The 16,693-nt window shown below is 60.0% G+C and carries 16 protein-coding genes; 12 read left to right on the forward strand and 4 right to left on the reverse strand.

What is annotated here, in order from left to right:
• The first annotated feature begins 88 nt into the window (after positions 1 to 88).
• The 5 genes from ribF (at position 89) to ispH (ending at position 5,903) form a co-directional block, all read left to right on the forward strand.
• Positions 89 to 1,027, forward strand: coding sequence for a bifunctional riboflavin kinase/FAD synthetase (ribF, locus tag HK44_RS08220; protein ID WP_019691620.1), 939 nt, complete (start codon positions 89 to 91; stop codon positions 1,025 to 1,027).
• A gap of 13 nt (positions 1,028 to 1,040) precedes the next feature.
• Complete coding sequence (ileS, locus tag HK44_RS08225; RefSeq protein WP_019691621.1) at positions 1,041 to 3,872, forward strand: isoleucine--tRNA ligase; 2,832 nt, start codon at positions 1,041 to 1,043, stop codon at positions 3,870 to 3,872.
• Positions 3,865 to 4,377, forward strand: a complete 513-nt coding sequence (lspA, locus tag HK44_RS08230; RefSeq protein ID WP_019691622.1) for a signal peptidase II — start codon at positions 3,865 to 3,867, stop codon at positions 4,375 to 4,377. Before ileS ends, lspA begins: the two co-directional genes overlap by 8 nt.
• Positions 4,378 to 4,384: 7 nt before the next feature.
• Positions 4,385 to 4,822 carry an FKBP-type peptidyl-prolyl cis-trans isomerase gene (gene fkpB / locus HK44_RS08235; protein WP_187682489.1) on the forward strand — a complete coding sequence of 146 codons (438 nt, stop codon included), beginning with the start codon at positions 4,385 to 4,387 and terminating at the stop codon, positions 4,820 to 4,822.
• A 133-nt stretch (positions 4,823 to 4,955) separates the two neighbouring features.
• Positions 4,956 to 5,903 carry a 4-hydroxy-3-methylbut-2-enyl diphosphate reductase gene (gene ispH / locus HK44_RS08240; protein ID WP_019691624.1) on the forward strand — a complete coding sequence of 316 codons (948 nt, stop codon included), beginning with the start codon at positions 4,956 to 4,958 and terminating at the stop codon, positions 5,901 to 5,903.
• Here the strand turns inward: ispH and HK44_RS08245 are convergent.
• The gene (locus HK44_RS08245; protein ID WP_019691625.1) at positions 5,880 to 6,428 is read right to left on the reverse strand and encodes a GspH/FimT family pseudopilin; all 549 of its coding nucleotides are present in this window, start codon (positions 6,426 to 6,428) and stop codon (positions 5,880 to 5,882) included. The two genes, ispH and HK44_RS08245, sit on opposite strands and share 24 nt — an antisense overlap.
• A gap of 123 nt (positions 6,429 to 6,551) precedes the next feature.
• Here HK44_RS08245 and HK44_RS08250 point away from each other — a divergent pair, with 123 nt between their 5' ends.
• From HK44_RS08250 to thiO, 7 genes are read left to right on the forward strand one after another with little or no spacing between them, the layout of a single operon-like run.
• Positions 6,552 to 7,025 carry a GspH/FimT family pseudopilin gene (locus HK44_RS08250; RefSeq protein WP_019691626.1) on the forward strand — a complete coding sequence of 158 codons (474 nt, stop codon included), beginning with the start codon at positions 6,552 to 6,554 and terminating at the stop codon, positions 7,023 to 7,025.
• Entirely contained in the window at positions 7,022 to 7,468 is a 447-nt protein-coding gene (pilV, locus tag HK44_RS08255) for a type IV pilus modification protein PilV (RefSeq protein WP_019691627.1), read from the forward strand. The genes HK44_RS08250 and pilV overlap by 4 nt, the downstream gene beginning before the upstream one ends.
• On the forward strand, positions 7,465 to 8,169 hold the full coding sequence (locus HK44_RS08260; protein ID WP_019691628.1) for a PilW family protein: 705 nt from the start codon (positions 7,465 to 7,467) through the stop codon (positions 8,167 to 8,169). Before pilV ends, HK44_RS08260 begins: the two co-directional genes overlap by 4 nt.
• Before the next feature lie 5 nt (positions 8,170 to 8,174).
• Positions 8,175 to 8,660, forward strand: a complete 486-nt coding sequence (locus HK44_RS08265; RefSeq protein ID WP_019691629.1) for a PilX N-terminal domain-containing pilus assembly protein — start codon at positions 8,175 to 8,177, stop codon at positions 8,658 to 8,660.
• A complete protein-coding gene (locus HK44_RS08270; RefSeq protein ID WP_024264808.1) occupies positions 8,647 to 11,808 on the forward strand; it encodes a pilus assembly protein in 3,162 nt (1,053 codons plus the stop codon). The genes HK44_RS08265 and HK44_RS08270 overlap by 14 nt, the downstream gene beginning before the upstream one ends.
• A gap of 15 nt (positions 11,809 to 11,823) precedes the next feature.
• Positions 11,824 to 12,225 carry a type IV pilin protein gene (locus HK44_RS08275; protein ID WP_019691631.1) on the forward strand — a complete coding sequence of 134 codons (402 nt, stop codon included), beginning with the start codon at positions 11,824 to 11,826 and terminating at the stop codon, positions 12,223 to 12,225.
• A gap of 57 nt (positions 12,226 to 12,282) precedes the next feature.
• The gene (thiO, locus tag HK44_RS08280) at positions 12,283 to 13,383 is read left to right on the forward strand and encodes a glycine oxidase ThiO (RefSeq protein ID WP_019691632.1); all 1,101 of its coding nucleotides are present in this window, start codon (positions 12,283 to 12,285) and stop codon (positions 13,381 to 13,383) included.
• A 93-nt stretch (positions 13,384 to 13,476) separates the two neighbouring features.
• On the opposite strand, the gene HK44_RS08285 is transcribed toward thiO, so the two are convergent.
• Genes HK44_RS08285 through HK44_RS08295 form a run of 3 tightly spaced genes read right to left on the reverse strand, consistent with a single transcriptional unit; the run spans position 13,477 to position 16,632 of the window.
• Positions 13,477 to 14,823 (reverse strand): sigma-54-dependent transcriptional regulator, encoded by a 1,347-nt coding sequence (locus HK44_RS08285; RefSeq protein WP_019691633.1) that lies wholly within the window; start codon positions 14,821 to 14,823, stop codon positions 13,477 to 13,479.
• Entirely contained in the window at positions 14,820 to 16,409 is a 1,590-nt protein-coding gene (locus HK44_RS08290; protein ID WP_019691634.1) for a sensor histidine kinase, read from the reverse strand. Before HK44_RS08290 ends, HK44_RS08285 begins: the two co-directional genes overlap by 4 nt.
• Positions 16,399 to 16,632 (reverse strand): PP0621 family protein, encoded by a 234-nt coding sequence (locus tag HK44_RS08295; RefSeq protein WP_019691635.1) that lies wholly within the window; start codon positions 16,630 to 16,632, stop codon positions 16,399 to 16,401. Before HK44_RS08295 ends, HK44_RS08290 begins: the two co-directional genes overlap by 11 nt.
• Positions 16,633 to 16,693 lie beyond the last annotated feature (61 nt).

Below are 16,693 nucleotides of genomic sequence, written 5' to 3' on the forward strand. Positions count from 1 at the left end.
CGGTTCGATCACTTTGGGTTACGGTGTTGCCTGTTGTCGGCCGCCGGGTGTGGTTATAATCGACCACTTTATGAGCAAGAAGCGCGTTATGCAGCTGGTTCGAGGCCTCCACAATTTGCGCCCCCAGCATCGGGGCTGTGTCGCCACTATTGGCAACTTTGACGGTGTTCACCGTGGCCACCAGGCTATCCTGGCCCGGCTGCGTGAGCGTGCGCTCGAGTTGGGTTTACCCAGCTGCGTGGTGATTTTCGAGCCGCAGCCGCGTGAATTTTTCGCCCCCGACACGGCTCCGGCCCGTCTGGCGCGCTTGCGCGACAAGCTGCAACTGCTGGCCGCCGAAGGGGTCGACCGGGTTCTGTGCCTGGCTTTCAATCACCGTTTGAGCAAGCTCAGCGCTGCGGAGTTCGTCGACACCATTCTGGTCGATGGTCTGGGCGTGCGGCATCTGGAGGTCGGTGACGACTTCCGTTTCGGCTGTGATCGGGTAGGGGATTTCGATTTCCTGCTACAGGCCGGGGCCGTTCAGGGGTTCACCGTCGAAGCGGCGCAGACCGTTGAGCTGGACGGGTTGCGTGTCAGCAGCACCCAGGTGCGTAATGCCTTGGTTGCTGCCGACTTTGCCTTGGCCGAACGATTGCTCGGTCGTCCGTTCCGGATTACCGGACGGGTTCTGCATGGGCAGAAGCTGGCGCGCCAACTGGGCACGCCTACGGCCAACGTGCAACTCAAGCGTCGTCGTGTACCGTTGACCGGGGTTTACCTGGTCAGCGTCGAGGTCGACGGCAAAACCTGGCCGGGAGTCGCCAATATTGGCGTTCGGCCAACGGTTGAAGGTGATGGCAAAGCCCACCTTGAAGTCCATATTCTAGATTTTGCCGGCGATCTGTATGACCGGCGTTTGACGGTGGTTTTCCACCACAAGCTGCGCGAAGAGCAGCGTTTCGCCTCTCTGGAGGCGCTTAAGACGGCGATCAATGCGGATGTCGCCGCCGCCCGTGCCCTAGCCGCACCTAGCGCCAATCGCTAATGAAGAGCCTTAAATGACCGACTATAAAGCCACGCTAAACCTTCCGGACACCGCCTTCCCAATGAAGGCCGGCCTGCCTCAGCGCGAACCGCAGATTCTGCAGCGCTGGGACAGCATTGGCCTGTACCAGAAGTTGCGTGAGATTGGTAAGGATCGTCCGAAGTTCGTTCTGCACGACGGTCCTCCGTACGCCAACGGCACCATTCATATCGGTCATGCGCTCAACAAGATTCTCAAGGACATGATCATCCGCTCGAAAACCCTTTCGGGTTTCGATGCGCCTTATGTTCCGGGCTGGGACTGCCACGGTCTGCCGATCGAGCACAAAGTCGAAGTGACCCACGGCAAGAACCTCACGGCGGATAAAACCCGTGAGCTGTGCCGTGCCTATGCCACCGAACAGATCGAAGGCCAGAAGTCCGAGTTCATCCGTCTGGGTGTGCTGGGTGACTTCGCCAACCCCTACAAGACCATGGATTTCAAGAACGAGGCCGGCGAAATCCGTGCCTTGGCTGAAATCGTCAAGGGTGGTTTCGTGTTCAAGGGCCTCAAGCCTGTGAACTGGTGCTTCGACTGCGGTTCGGCCCTGGCTGAAGCCGAAGTTGAATACGAGAACAAAAAGTCCTCGACCATCGACGTCGCCTTCCCGATTGCCGACGAAGCCAAACTGGCTGCCGCCTTCGGCCTGACATCGCTGGGCAAACCGGCTTCGATCGTGATCTGGACCACCACCCCGTGGACCATCCCGGCCAACCAGGCGCTGAACGTTCACCCCGAGTTCGACTACGCCCTGGTCGACGTCGGCGACAAACTGCTGGTACTGGCGCAAGAGCTGGTCGAGTCGTGCCTGGCTCGCTACAACCTTGAAGGCTCGGTCATCGCCACGGCCACTGGCGCGGCGCTGGAACTGATCAATTTCCGTCACCCGTTCTACGACCGCCTGTCGCCAGTTTACCTGGCCGAGTACGTCGAACTGGGCGCCGGCACCGGCGTGGTTCACTCCTCGCCAGCCTACGGCGTAGACGACTTCGTGACCTGCAAAGCTTACGGCATGGTCAACGACGACATCCTCAATCCGGTGCAAAGCAACGGCGTTTACGTGTCGTCGCTGGAGTTCTTCGGCGGCCAGTTCATCTGGAAGGCCAACCCGGCCATCGTCGACAAGCTGACGCAAGTCGGTGCGCTGTTGCACACCTCCGTCATCGAACACAGCTACATGCACTGCTGGCGTCACAAGACTCCGCTGATCTACCGCGCTACCGCGCAGTGGTTCATCGGCATGGACAAACAGCCGGCGACTGGCGACACCTTGCGTAAACGCGCGATCAAAGCCATCGAAGACACCACGTTCGTACCGGCCTGGGGCCAGGCGCGTCTGCACTCGATGATCGCCAACCGTCCGGACTGGTGCATCTCTCGCCAGCGTAACTGGGGCGTGCCGATCCCGTTCTTCCTGCACAAGGAAAGCGGCGAGCTGCACCCACGCACCGTCGAGCTGATGGAAGAGGTCGCCCAGCGCGTCGAAGTCGAAGGTATCGAAGCCTGGTTCAAGATGGACGCGGCCGAGCTGCTGGGTGACGAAGCGCCGCAGTACGACAAGATCAGCGACACCCTCGACGTCTGGTTCGATTCGGGCACCACGCACTGGCACGTCCTGCGCGGTTCGCACCCGGTGGGCCACGAGACCGGTCCGCGTGCCGACCTGTACCTGGAAGGTTCCGACCAACATCGCGGCTGGTTCCACTCGTCGCTGTTGACCGGTTGCGCCATCGACAACCACGCGCCGTACCGCGAACTACTGACTCACGGTTTCACCGTCGACGAAGCCGGCCGCAAGATGTCCAAGTCGCTGGGCAACGTGATCGCGCCGCAGAAAGTCAACGACACCTTGGGCGCCGACATCATGCGTCTGTGGGTGGCTTCGACCGATTACTCGGGTGAAATGGCGGTTTCCGACCAGATCCTGCAACGCAGTGCGGACGCCTATCGGCGGATCCGTAACACCGCGCGCTTCCTGCTTTCCAACCTGACCGGTTTCAACCCGGCCACCGACATCCTGCCGGCAGAAGAAATGCTCGCGCTGGACCGTTGGGCCGTGGACCGTACCTTGCTGCTGCAACGCGAGCTGCAAGAGCACTACGGCGAATACCGCTTCTGGAACGTCTACTCCAAGATCCACAACTTCTGCGTGCAGGAGCTGGGCGGTTTCTACCTCGACATCATCAAGGACCGTCAGTACACCACTGGCGCCAACAGCAAGGCCCGCCGTTCGGCGCAAACCGCGCTGTTCCACATCTCTGAAGCGCTGGTGCGCTGGATCGCGCCGATCCTCGCGTTCACCGCCGACGAGTTGTGGCAGTACCTGCCGGGCGAGCGCAATGAGTCGGTCATGCTCAACACCTGGTACGAAGGCCTCAGCGAGTTGCCGGAAGGCTTCGAACTGGACCGCGCCTACTGGGAGCGGATCATGGCGGTCAAGGTCGCGGTCAACAAGGAAATGGAAATCCAGCGCGCGGCCAAGGCCGTGGGCGGTAACCTGCAAGCCGAAGTGACGCTGTTCGCCGAAGAGGCGCTGAGTGCCGACCTGGCCAAGCTGAGCAACGAACTGCGCTTCGTGCTGATCACCTCGACAGCCAGCATTGCACCGTTCGTGCAAGCGCCGGCCGACGCGGTTGAAACCGAAGTCAGCGGTCTGAAACTCAAAGTGGTCAAGTCGAGCTTCGCCAAGTGCGCCCGTTGCTGGCACTGCCGTGAAGACGTCGGCGTGAACCCGGAGCATCCGGAAATCTGCGGTCGTTGCGTCGACAACATCAGCGGCGCTGGCGAGGTTCGTCACTATGCCTAATGCTGCTAGCCGTTTCGGACGGCTGAGCTGGCTCTGGTTGAGCGTGCTGGTTCTGGTCATTGACCAGGCCAGCAAGTTCCACTTCGAAAGCTCGCTGACCATGTACCAGCAAATCGTGGTGATTCCCGATTATTTCAGCTGGACTTTGGCCTACAACACCGGTGCGGCCTTCAGCTTCCTGGCTGACAGCTCCGGCTGGCAGCGCTGGTTGTTCGCCCTGATCGCGGTCGTGGTCAGTGCGGTGCTGGTGGTCTGGCTCAAGCGTCTGGGGCGCAACGACACCTGGCTGGCGATTGCGCTGGCACTGGTACTCGGCGGCGCGCTGGGTAACCTGTACGACCGCATTGCCCTGGGCCATGTGATCGATTTCATTCTGGTGCATTGGCAGAACCGCTGGTATTTTCCGGCGTTCAACTTTGCCGACAGCGCCATCAGCGTCGGGGCTGTGATGCTCGCGCTGGATATGTTCAAAAGCAAGAAGACCGGAGAAGCCGTTCATGACTGAACAGGTATTGGCTGAGCAACGCATTGGCCAGAACACGGAAGTCACTTTGCACTTTGCATTGCGCCTGGAGAACGGCGACACCGTCGACAGCACCTTCGACAAAGCCCCGGCGACCTTCAAGGTCGGCGACGGCAACCTGCTGCCAGGTTTCGAAGCTGCGCTGTTTGGCTTCAAGGCGGGTGACAAGCGTAATCTGACGATTCAGCCAGAAAACGCCTTTGGCCAGCCCAACCCGCAAAACGTGCAGATCATCCCGCGTTCGCAGTTCCAGGATATGGAACTGTCCGAAGGCCTGCTGGTGATCTTCAACGATGCGGCGAATACTGAGCTGCCCGGTGTGGTCAAGGCGTTCGATGACACTCAGGTGACCATCGACTTCAACCACCCGCTGGCCGGCAAGACATTGACCTTTGACGTGGAAATCATCAGCGTCAAAGCGCTGTAACCTGTAGGAGCTGAGCTTGCTCGCGATGACTGATTGTCAGTCAACATCAATGTTGAATGTCAGGCCCTCATCGCGAGCAAGCTCAGCTCCTACAAATGATCTAATTTCTTGCGCGCAAGACACGAGGCACAGCATGCAAATCAAACTCGCCAACCCCCGTGGCTTCTGCGCCGGCGTGGACCGGGCGATCGAAATCGTCAACCGCGCCCTGGAAGTCTTCGGGCCGCCAATCTATGTGCGCCACGAAGTGGTCCACAACAAATTCGTCGTTGAAGACCTGCGCGCACGCGGGGCGATCTTCGTTGAAGAACTGGATCAGGTGCCGGACGACGTCATTGTGATTTTCAGCGCCCATGGGGTTTCCCAGGCCGTTCGCACGGAAGCCGCAGGCCGTGGCCTGAAGGTCTTCGATGCGACCTGCCCATTGGTGACTAAAGTGCACATCGAAGTGGCGCGCTACAGCCGCGACGGTCGTGAGTGCATTCTGATCGGCCATGCCGGTCATCCGGAAGTCGAAGGCACCATGGGCCAGTACGACGCCAGCAACGGTGGTGCGATCTACCTTGTCGAAGACGAAAAGGACGTTGCCGCGCTGAACGTGCGCAACCCCGAAAAGCTGGCCTTTGTCACTCAGACCACCTTGTCGATGGACGACACCAGCCGTGTAATCGATGCCTTGCGCACTCGTTTCCCGGCCATTGGCGGCCCACGCAAGGACGACATTTGCTACGCCACGCAAAACCGTCAGGATGCGGTCAAGCAACTGGCTGACGAATGCGACGTGGTGCTGGTGGTCGGCAGCCCGAACAGCTCCAACTCCAACCGCTTGCGCGAGCTGGCCGAGCGCATGTCCACCCCGGCGTATCTGATCGACGGTGCCGAAGACATGCAGCGCAGCTGGTTCGATGGTGTCGAGCGTATCGGCATCACCGCCGGGGCCTCGGCGCCGGAAGTACTGGTTCGTGGCGTTATCGAGCAACTGCAGGCCTGGGGCGCTACCGGCGCCGATGAACTGGCCGGTCGCGAGGAGAACATCACCTTCTCCATGCCCAAAGAGCTACGCGTTCGCTCCCTGCTCTGATTCCTCACCTCCCGCACACAAGGCCTTCTCGGCCTTGTCGCTGCGCAGGCTGACACGACCGCTTCTGGACAGCACCACTTGGTGATGACTGACCGGCTCGCGGCCCGCGCAGATGTGCAACGTCCCGGCCTGAAACGCACCGCCGGGCAACAGCGGCTCGCCGAGGCTGCTGAACCGTACAAAATTCTTCACCGGCCGATTACCCACAATCGGCACCCCGGCGCTTGTCTGGCGCTCGATCAGCAGCGGGTTGCTGCTGTCTTGATGACCCTCGCCACTGATATCCAGAATGATTTGCCAGCCTTGACCCCAATCGTCATTCAACGCGTGGATGACAATGGTCTGATTGCGCAGGATGGCCTCGGTGCGGGCATTGCGCATGCCACTGGCGAGCGTTTGTGCCGCAGTTTCACGACTCACTGATTGCGTGTACTCGCTGAGTACCGGGCTGACCTGTTGCAGAACGATCGCCGCGATTGCCAGTCCGATAAGCAGTTCGATCAGGCCGAACCCCTTCTGATGCATAACGTCTCCTTCCCTGGAGAGGGCGTTGATTTGTGCAAAGAGTGTCAAAACAGCCCGACGGCCACCGGCTGAATGTTCTAGCTTGATACAGCTAGGTGTAGTCGTTGGCAGCGGAGGGCAGCGATGAATCATCGTACAAAAGGTTTCACGTTGGTCGAGTTGCTGGTGATCCTTGCGGTCATGGCGATTTTGCTCACCCTGGCGGTACCGGCGTTCAACAGTTCAGTGCAGAACGCCAGGGCCGATACCGAAATCAGTGATTTGCAGCGAGGACTCAATTACGCCCGCCTGGAGGCGATCGACCGGGGCATCACTACGCGGGTCCGGCCAACTGCCGGCGGCAGCGTCTGGACCGGGGAGTTGACGGTGTACGACAGCACCGGCTCACCGGCGAATGTATTGCGGGTTATTCCGGCGATGAGCAGCGGCGCCACTCTGACGCTAACCTCTGGAGTGACCACCATCGATTTCAACAACCTCGGTGGATTATCGGCGCCGGCCACGGCAGTGCTGTTCAATTACGTATCAGGGGCGCAGAGCCGGACGCTCAGCGTGTGTTTAAACGGACGGATTGTCTTGGGTGGAAGCTGCGGATGACAGGAGCGGGATCGCGTGCACAGGACGGCATGACACTGATCGAAGTGTTGGTTGCGCTGTTGATTCTGAGCGTAGGGCTACTGGGCGCGGCGGCGACTCAGCTCAATGCGCTGAAGTACACCGACAGCTCGCTGATGACCAGCCAGGCGAGCTTTATTGCCTACGACATGATGGACCGGATTCGCGCCAATTCCGCGGCCGACTACACCGTCACGCCGCCGACCTCGGGCAATTTGAATGTTACCCGGGATCAGGACCTGTATGACTTCACCACCAATATCATCAGCTTCGGCGGCCCGACCGCTACGGGCAGTATTACCCTGAACCAGCGGGTGTATACCATCACCATCACTTGGGATGACTCGCGGGCAGCCGCCGCCAGTTCGACCCGCAGCTTTGTCCTGAGCAGCCGCGCCACCGTCGATCCGGTGTTCACGCCATGAGTCGTTCGTCCCGAGGGTTTGGTCTGATCGAGCTGATGATCGCCATGGCGATCGGCCTGATCGTGGTGCTCGGCGTGGCGCAAATTTTTATTTCGGCGAAAAGCACCTACATCAGCCAGAACACCTCTGCCGGGATGCAGGAAGATGCGCGGTTTGTCCTGAGCAAAATGATTCAGGAAATCCGCATGGTCGGCATGTTCGGTTGCCTGGGGACGATTACCGATGCGAGCTCGGCCGGCGACTTCAATGCCAGCCAGATCACCCCGATCAGTTGGGATAACACGGCACTCAAACTGACCCTGGTAACGTCGGATGTCGGCGGCAACGGCGGGGATCCGACCTGGACCGTGGTGTCTGACTGCCGAACCAGCGCAACGGCCTATACCAAGGTGCACACCCCGGCAGCCGGGCAACTGGCGTTTCCGATCCGGCGGTTGTCCTATCGCCTGAGCAATGGCCAGATCCTGATGACCACGGACACTATGTCGGCGGCGCTGGTGAGCAACGTCAGTGCTTTCAACGTGACCTTCGGCATGGCCACCAGCGCCACCGATGTTGCCGCGTCGAGTTACAGCAGCAATCCGGCCGACCCGGCGCGAATCCGCAGTGTGCGCTTGAGTCTGACCCTGGCGGACCCCAACAACCGCGTGCGCAATCAGACCTTCAACGTGGTTGCCGCTTTGCGCAACCGGTTGATGTAGGGGCGATGCCGATGATCCTTTCTCCCCTCAAGGCACACGCCCAGCGCGGCATGGCGCTGCTGATGAGCCTGGTGTTTCTGCTGTTGTTGACGCTGATCGGTATCTCGTCGATGCAGAACGCTACGCTCCAGGAAAAAATGGCCGGCAGCGTGACGCTGCGCAATCAATCCTTCCAGGGCGCAGAGGCGGCGTTGCGCATGGGTGAAAGCGCCGTGCAACTGAGCGCATACACCCTGGCGGCATGCGCCACGACCACCCAATGTGCCCCGCCGGCCGAGTCTTCAGTAGTCGCGGCCGCAGGCTTCAACGCCACCTCCGGGGTGACCTGGATCGCTGCCGGCAGCGGTTTTTACGGTGTGCAGAACCTGGGCACCACGTTGAGCGCCGTGAATGTCCCGAGCAATACCTCGGCGACGCTCTATCGGGTCACCGCTGTTGGGCTGGCGGGCACTTCGCGCAGTGTGGTGGAGAGCATTTATGCGAAATACTGAGGCCCGTCGTCGGGAGCGACGCCATTGGTTGATGGGGGTAGCCTGCGGCGGGCTGCTGGGTCTTTATCTGGCCGCTCCGGCGTATGCCTTCACGCCATCGGATTCACCACTGCTCGGCGCGTCGGCTGTCGCGCCAAACGTGATGCTGCTGCTCGATGATTCGGGGAGCATGAACAGCATCATCTATGCCTCGGGGTTTGACCCGACCGTTTCACGAACGCCGGCCCAGCAATGTAACGCGCTTTCTGGCTTGTGTTTTAGTGGCTCCGCTATCGTCGGCGATCCGATCCTGCTGTCCAGTTTGCCCCAGTCGGGATGTCCCAGCGGTTACTACGCATTCTACAAAAACAGCCTGACGCCACTGTGCCTCAAGCTCCCGGACCCGGTGGGCAGCGGCAATACCCGTTATTCCGACAACTACATTTCCTACCTGGTGGGCCTGGCCAACGGCAGCAATCGCGACTTCACCGACGGCTCGATACCCAATGACTATCGAATCAACGTGGCGCGCAACGTAGCCACGGCGCTGATCACCAGCAATCGCGGGCTGCGTTTCGGTCTGGCAACCTTTAATTCACCGAATACCCACGGCAACAGCGATGGTAATCATGGCAACGGCAATGGCAGTGGTATCGGCAACAATAATGCCGGTAATGGCGGTTACATCGTCAACGACATCAGCGATCTGACGGTGGTCAGCGGCAGCGTGACCCAGGCCCAGGCGGACGCCAACTACAACGCGCTGATCTCTGCTATCAACGGCTTGAGCGCGATATCCAATACACCACTGGCGGAAACCTACTACGAAATTACCCGCTATTTTCGCGGCATGACGCCGTACTACAATTCAGGGCCAGCCACCTACACCAGTCCGATCCAGTACCGCTGCCAGAAGAGCTACGGGGTGGTCATCAGCGATGGCCTGCCGACCTACGACCGGACTTTCCCTAGCGACGATCCACTCGGTGGTACCCGGCTGCCCAACTGGGACGGGATCAACAATGACGGTAACGACCTTAACGGCGATGACGAGGGTGACACCCTGTACCTGGACGACATCGCCAAATTCGCGTTCGACATCGACATGCGCTCCACCGGCACGGACCTGGCGGGCAAAAGCTGGAGTTCACCAGACTTCCCCAAGCAGAACCTGAACACCTACACGGTGGGTTTTACCACCGCCAATCAGATGTTGGCGGATGCCGCCCGTTACGGGCAGGGCAAGTACTATCAGGCAACCGACAGCGCCAGCCTCAACACTGCGTTATCGGCAGCCTTGAGCAACATCTCCACCAAGGCCGGCTCGGGTGGCAGCGGCGTCGCCAGCAGCACCACGGTGACCAGTGGCTCCAGCTATTTTCAGACCGGCTACGACCCAAAGGACTGGCGCGGCACTATCAAAGCCTTTGGCTTCACCTCAAGCGGGGCCGTGGACACCACCTCTGTGCTGTGGACCACTGACACGGTCATCGTTCCCGGTGCGACGGCGCCGACTTATCAGTCCTGGAACACCACGACCAACGCGGTGGTCACTCTGGCCTACGGCAACTTATCCAGCACCCAGCAAACCAGCCTCAGCCAGAACCTGCCGACCGGTATCAGCGGCAGCGATCTGGTGGAGTGGAGCAAGGGCACCAACAAAGCCGGCTTGAAGACTCGTACGGTGCTGCTGGGTGACATCATCAACTCGCCATTAACGCTGGCATCGCCCACTGACAAAACCGCTTCGGACCTGGCCGGCAGTACCAGTTACAGCACGTTCCTGACCAGTAAAGCCGCGAACATGAACACCAGCCTGGTGGTGAATGCCAACGATGGCTTGGTGAATGTCATCAACGCCGGCAACGGTGCGCGGCGCTACGGCTACATGCCTTCCAGCGTGCTGTCGTCGCTGCATTTCATCGCCGATACCGCCTACATCAATGGCAGCAGCCACAAGTTTCTCAACGATGGCCAGGTTGGCGTGTTCGATGCCCAACTCAACAACGCCTGGAAAACCCTGGCCCTGGGGGGCGTGGGGGCGGGCGGCAAGACCTTTTACGCCGTGCAGCTGTTCGATGGGACGGCGGGGAACGTGACCAATGCCTTGTGGGAAATCAGCGCGCCGACCACCGCCAACACCGCGAACGTTTTCAATGATCTGGGTTATGCCTATGCGCGGCCGGAAGTGGCACGCTTGGCCGATGGTCGCTGGGCGGCCTTCATCTCCAATGGCTACGGCAGCAACTCGGGTGTTGCCGCGCTGTACGTAGTGGATATTCGCGACGGTTCGCTGATCAGGAAAATCGTTATCGACGGCACCGAAACCACCAATGGCCTGTCATCGGTCAAGCTCAAGGTCGACTCGCAAAGCATTGTCCAGGCGGCCTATGGCGGCGATTTGAAAGGCCGGTTGTGGAAGTTCGACTTGAGCAGCTCAAACCCCGCCAGCTGGGGCGTGGCCTTTTCCGGTAAGCCGCTATTCACTGCGCCGGGCGGCGCGACACAGCCGATCACGGCGCAACCGTTGCTGGCGGACCATCCGATCAACGGTAAAGAGGTATTCTTCGGCACCGGGAAATTCAACGAGACGGCTGACAAGCTCAGCAAGGACCTGCAAGCGTTCTATGGGGTGTGGGATGCCGATGGAGGCTCGGGGCAGATCACCGTGTCGAGCTTGCAGGCGCAGGCTGTGACCGGAGTCTTCACGGGGACTGCCGGGGGGCAGTTCATCACCACCTCACAGAATCCCGTGACCTATCCGGCACAAAATGGCTGGTATTTGCCACTGGTGTACAACAATTCCCTGACCGGTGAGCGGGTGATCAACCAGGCTGCCCTGGTGCTCGGGCGGATTGTGTTTACCACGGCCGGCATCGACACCACGGATCCCTGTTCAAGCTTTGGCAACGGCAAACTGGTCGAACTCGATGCGTTCAGCGGTAAGATGCTCAACTATGCGGTGCTCGACACCAATGGCGATGGCCTGGTCGACACGAACGACACGATCTCCAGCGGGGTGATTTTTACCGGTGGCATTGCGACGCTGAATGCGATCGTCAACAGTGCAGCCCGCAAAATTGTGAGCGACTCCAGTGGCGGTATCACCACTCTGGTTGAAAAATCCGGCGGCGGCAGCCGTCGAGTCATGTGGCGACAAATACAGTAAGTGAGAGTTGAGGCAATGCGCAGATCCAACCAAGGTTTTACCCTGATCGAAATCATGATCGTGATCGCGATCATCGGGATTGTGGTGACCATTTCCGCTCCACTCCTTACCGAGTACGTGAAGCGAAGCCATCGCACCGAAATTGCCGGGCTGCTGTCCGAGCAGGCACAAAACCTTGAAAGGTTCTATTCGAAAAACAATGTGTACAGCAACGCTACCGGGCTGAGTGCTGGCAATGACTACTACACCATTACCCCGACACTGACCGATCAGACCTTCTTGCTCACCGCCGTGCGCAAGGCCGGGTCAACGATGGCCGGTGACAAGTGTGGGGATTTCACCCTCGGCAACACCGGCGTCAGAGGCATGACCAATGCGACGACCGGGCTGACCACCAAGGATTGTTGGGGTCGCTGAGTACCTTTCTTCGGGCGCGTTTGGCGCCCCCTGTCTTTTTTATTGTTGGATCAGATGATGGCCAAGCAACAGCAAGTGGTGATTGTCGGCGGTGGGGTGATCGGCCTGCTGACCGCGTTTAATCTGGCGTCGCACGTGCAGAGCGTGGTCCTGCTGGATCGCTCGAACGTGGGGCAGGAATCTTCCTGGGCCGGTGGTGGCATCGTTTCGCCGCTGTACCCGTGGCGCTACAGCCCGGCGGTCACCGCATTGGCCCACTGGTCCCAGGATTTTTACCCACAACTGGCAGAACGTCTGTTTGCGAGCACCGGAGTCGATCCCGAGGTGCACACCACGGGCCTGTACTGGCTGGATCTGGATGACGAGGCTGAGGCGCTGGCCTGGGCAAAACGTGAAAATCGTCCGCTGAGCCCTGTGGATATCTCGGCTGCTCACGATGCCGTGCCGGTATTGGGGCAGGGGTTCTCGCGGGCAATCTACATGGCTGATGTCGCTAACGTGCGTAACCCGCGACTGGTGAAGTCTCTCAAGGCGGCCTTGCTGGCGCTGCCCAACGTGACCATTCATGAACAGTGCGAGGTTAGCGCGTTCATTCGTGAAGGCGACGCGGTGGTGGGCGTCGAGAGTTCAAAAGGCCCGATCCATGGTGATCAGGTGGTACTGACCGCCGGTGCCTGGAGCGGTGACTTACTGAAAACCCTGGGCCTGGATCTGCCGGTCGAGCCGGTCAAGGGGCAGATGATTCTCTACAAGTGCGCCTCGGACTTCCTGTCGAGCATGGTTCTGGCCAAGGGCCGTTACGCCATTCCGCGTCGAGACGGGCACATCCTGATCGGCAGCACGCTGGAACACGAAGGGTTCGACAAGACGCCGACCGAGTCCGCGCTGGAAAGCCTCAAGGCCTCGGCGGTCGAGCTGATTCCGGCGCTGGCCGAGGCCGAGGTGGTCGGGCATTGGGCGGGGCTACGGCCGGGGTCGCCGGAAGGGATTCCGTATATTGGCGCAGTGCCCGGATTTGCCGGGTTATGGCTCAATTGTGGGCATTACCGCAACGGGTTGGTACTGGCGCCGGCGTCGTGTCAGTTGTTTGCGGATGTGATGCTGGGGCGCGAGCCGGTTATCGATCCGGCGCCTTATGCGCCGACCGGACGAATCTAGTCCTTCAGGCAAAAGCACAGACTGTGGCGAGGGAGCTTGCTCCCGCTCGGTTGCGTAGCAGCCGCAAAAAAGCCGCGCCGATACCCAGCGATTTCAATCCAGCCCCAGCTTTTTCAGCCTGTAACGCATCGACCGAAACGACAGGTTCAACCGCTGGGCCGCCGCTGTGCGGTTCCAGCGGGTTTCTTCGAGGGCCTGGAGAATCAGTTTGCGTTCAACGTTCTCCAGATACTGCTCAAGATTGTCGATTTTCGTCAGGTCCGGCAAGCCGGTATCGGCGCTGCAATTGCCGTCAGTCAGGCGCAGGTCGCTGGCTTCAATCTGCTTGTTTTCGCACAGGGTGTACGCGCGTTCGAGCATGTTCTCCAACTCACGGACATTGCCCGGAAAGCGGTAATGCTTGAGTGCATCGAGGGCTTGTGGCTGGAGATGGGCGGCCGGCAAGCCGCTGACTGCCGCGAGACGCTTGAGCACATGACTGGCCAGCAGCTCGATGTCGTCACGGCGCTCGCGTAGCGGCGGGACGCGCAACTCGATGACATTCAGCCGATAGTACAAATCCTGCCGAAAGCGCCCAGCGGCCACTTCGGCGTCCAGATCCCTGTGGGTAGCGCAGAGTATTCGCACATCGATGATGGCTTCCTGCTGCCCGCCGATGCTGCGTACTGCCTTTTCCTGAATCGCGCGCAGCAATTTGACCTGCATTGCCAGCGGCAAGTCGGCCACTTCATCGAGAAACAACGTCCCGCCGTTAGCCGCCTGGAACAGCCCGGGTTTGTCTTCGATGGCGCCGCTGAAACTGCCTTTGCGATGACCGAAAAACTCGCTTTCCATCAATTCGGACGGAATCGCCCCGCAGTTGACCGGCACAAACGGCTGGCTGCTACGTGGGCCTTGTTCATGAATCAGCCGGGCGACCAGCTCCTTTCCACTGCCGGATTCGCCGCTGATGTACACCGGTGCCTGGCTGCGCGCCAGTTTGTCGATTTGTGTGCGCAGGTTGCGCATGGGCACTGAGTCGCCGAGCAACCGGCGATCGATGGCTCTGGCAGCGTCGCCCACGACCGACAAACGCAGTGCGCTGACCACCAGCTCCCGCAGTCGGGTGAGGTCCACCGGTTTGGTCAGGAAGTCGAAGGCCCCGGCTTTCAGCGCATTGATGGCGGTATCGAGGCTGCCATAAGCGGTGATCATCGCCACGGGCACGTATGGGTGGGTCAGCTGAATGTGCTGAACCAGTTCCAGGCCGGTACCGTCGGGCAACCGCATATCGGTCAGGCACAGGTCGAACCGCTCTTTAGCCAGCAACGACCGCGCTTCGCCGACATTGCGCGCGCTCAGCGTGTCGAGTTTCATTCGGCCGAGGGTGATTTCCAGAAGTTCGCGTATATCCGGTTCGTCATCGACGATCAGGACTTTTTGCCGTGGGCTTGTCTTCAACTTTGTTTCCGTCCGTGAGCAAAGGTGATGCGAAAGCAGCCGCCGCCTTGGCGTGGTTTGAAGTCTAGGCGGGCCTGGTTGCTTTCGCACAGCTCACGGGACAGATAGAGACCCAGGCCAGTACCCTGGCTACTGGTGGTGAAGAACGGTTCGAACAAATGCGCTTGCTGCTCCGCGGAAACGCCGGGGCCGTTGTCCTGCACCTCAAGGGTGGGAAGCTGGCTGTCGGGGTCGATAAAGAGCGTGAGCCGGACCTCGGCCTCCTTGTGTGCAAGGGCGCTGTGGCGCCAGGCATTGCGCAGCAGGTTATCGAGCACCTGAGCCAGTTGGTCAGGGTCCATCAAGGTGGTGAAAGGCCCTGCGCCCATGCTCAGATGAATCTGCTGACGATCTGTCGCACCTTCGCACACCGTTCGCACGAACTGCTCCAGCCACGGTTTCAAGTCGAGCCGTTGCGGCACGGATTGCTGGCGGCGTGAAAGCTGCAGGACGTTTTCTATCACTCGGTTCATGCGTTGGGAGTGGTCTTGAATAATCTGCGTCAGACGCCGGTCGGCGCCGATCAGTTCCTCAGACTCGTTCAGCAACTGCGCCGCATGGCTGATGGCACCCAATGGGTTGCGGATTTCGTGGGCAATGCCTGCGGTCAGCCTGCCCAGTGCTGCAAGCTTGAGTTGCTGTGCTTGTTGCGCGACCTGGGCGAGGTCTTCGAGAAATACCAGGGTTTGACGTTGTTCGTTCAGGCCCAGTGCAATGAAACTCGGTTGCAGTTCCAGGCCGGTACGGGCGACTTTCAGGCTTTGCGGGCGCAAGGTCGGGTTGTTGAACCAGAGTTGCAGGCGCTCGACCAGGGCTGTCGAATAATCGTCGATGAGCTGGCCGTCGAGGTGTGTCTGGCCAAACAGACTCAAGGCGCTGTGATTGGCCAACTGAACCCGGCGCTCACTGTCGAGCACCAGGATGCCGGTGCGCATGCGTTGCAGGATCAGCGCATTGAGCGCTTCCAGGCTGACCACTTCGCTGGCGCGCTGTTGGGCCAGACTCTCGCTGACCTCCAGTTGTCGGGTCAGGCCTTGCACCAGCAAGGCAGCGGCAAAGCACAGGGCGCCCAGGGTGCCGGCTTGCAAATAGTGGTTGGCACCGTTCGGGTGGTTGCCGCTCAAGGTAAACGTCAGGGAAATAATGCCGATGGCGGCGACCGCCGCGAGCAGCAGGCCGATGCGCCGGCGCAGCAGTGTATTGCCGATCGCCACTGACACAATCAGCAGATTGCCGATGGCGCTGGGGACGCCTCCAGCGGCATAGAACAGCACTGACAGCAGCAGGATGTCAGCCAGCGTGAGGCTGAAGATCTGTACAGGTTGTCTGGGGTTCCCTGCAAACACCACCAGCAGGATATTCAGAATCAGGTACAACCAACTGCCAGTGCGCAGCAGGTCGTCGTTGGTGAACTCCAGCAACTGGTTGTCCATGTTACTGGAGATCAACAGCACCAGAAGGAGGCCGATGCTTAAACGGTAGAAATGATAGAGGCGCAGCAGTCGCTGGGCCTGTTTGTCGCCGAGACTCGAGATCTCAGCGATCACGTGAACTCGGGCCTTGCTCAAGGTGAGCCTGGCTGCAATACCACTGTTGTTGAAGTCTCAGCGCGCGGTCGCGTGGCAGGTGTACACCGCAATGGGCGCAGCGGACCATGGGCGCCGCTTCCAGCTCGGCAGGAGATTTGGGCGCGGATGCCTGTCTCTTGGACTTGCGCCAGTACCATACCGCCGCAACAATCAAGGCGATCCAGAACAATTTACCAAACATGGTGAGCAGCTGCTTTTTGACTGATGATCCAGCAGTTTAGCCAAGGACATGACAGGCGCAC

The organism is Pseudomonas fluorescens HK44 (genome assembly GCF_000217955.3).
Lineage (GTDB): Bacteria > Pseudomonadota > Gammaproteobacteria > Pseudomonadales > Pseudomonadaceae > Aquipseudomonas > Aquipseudomonas fluorescens_AQ.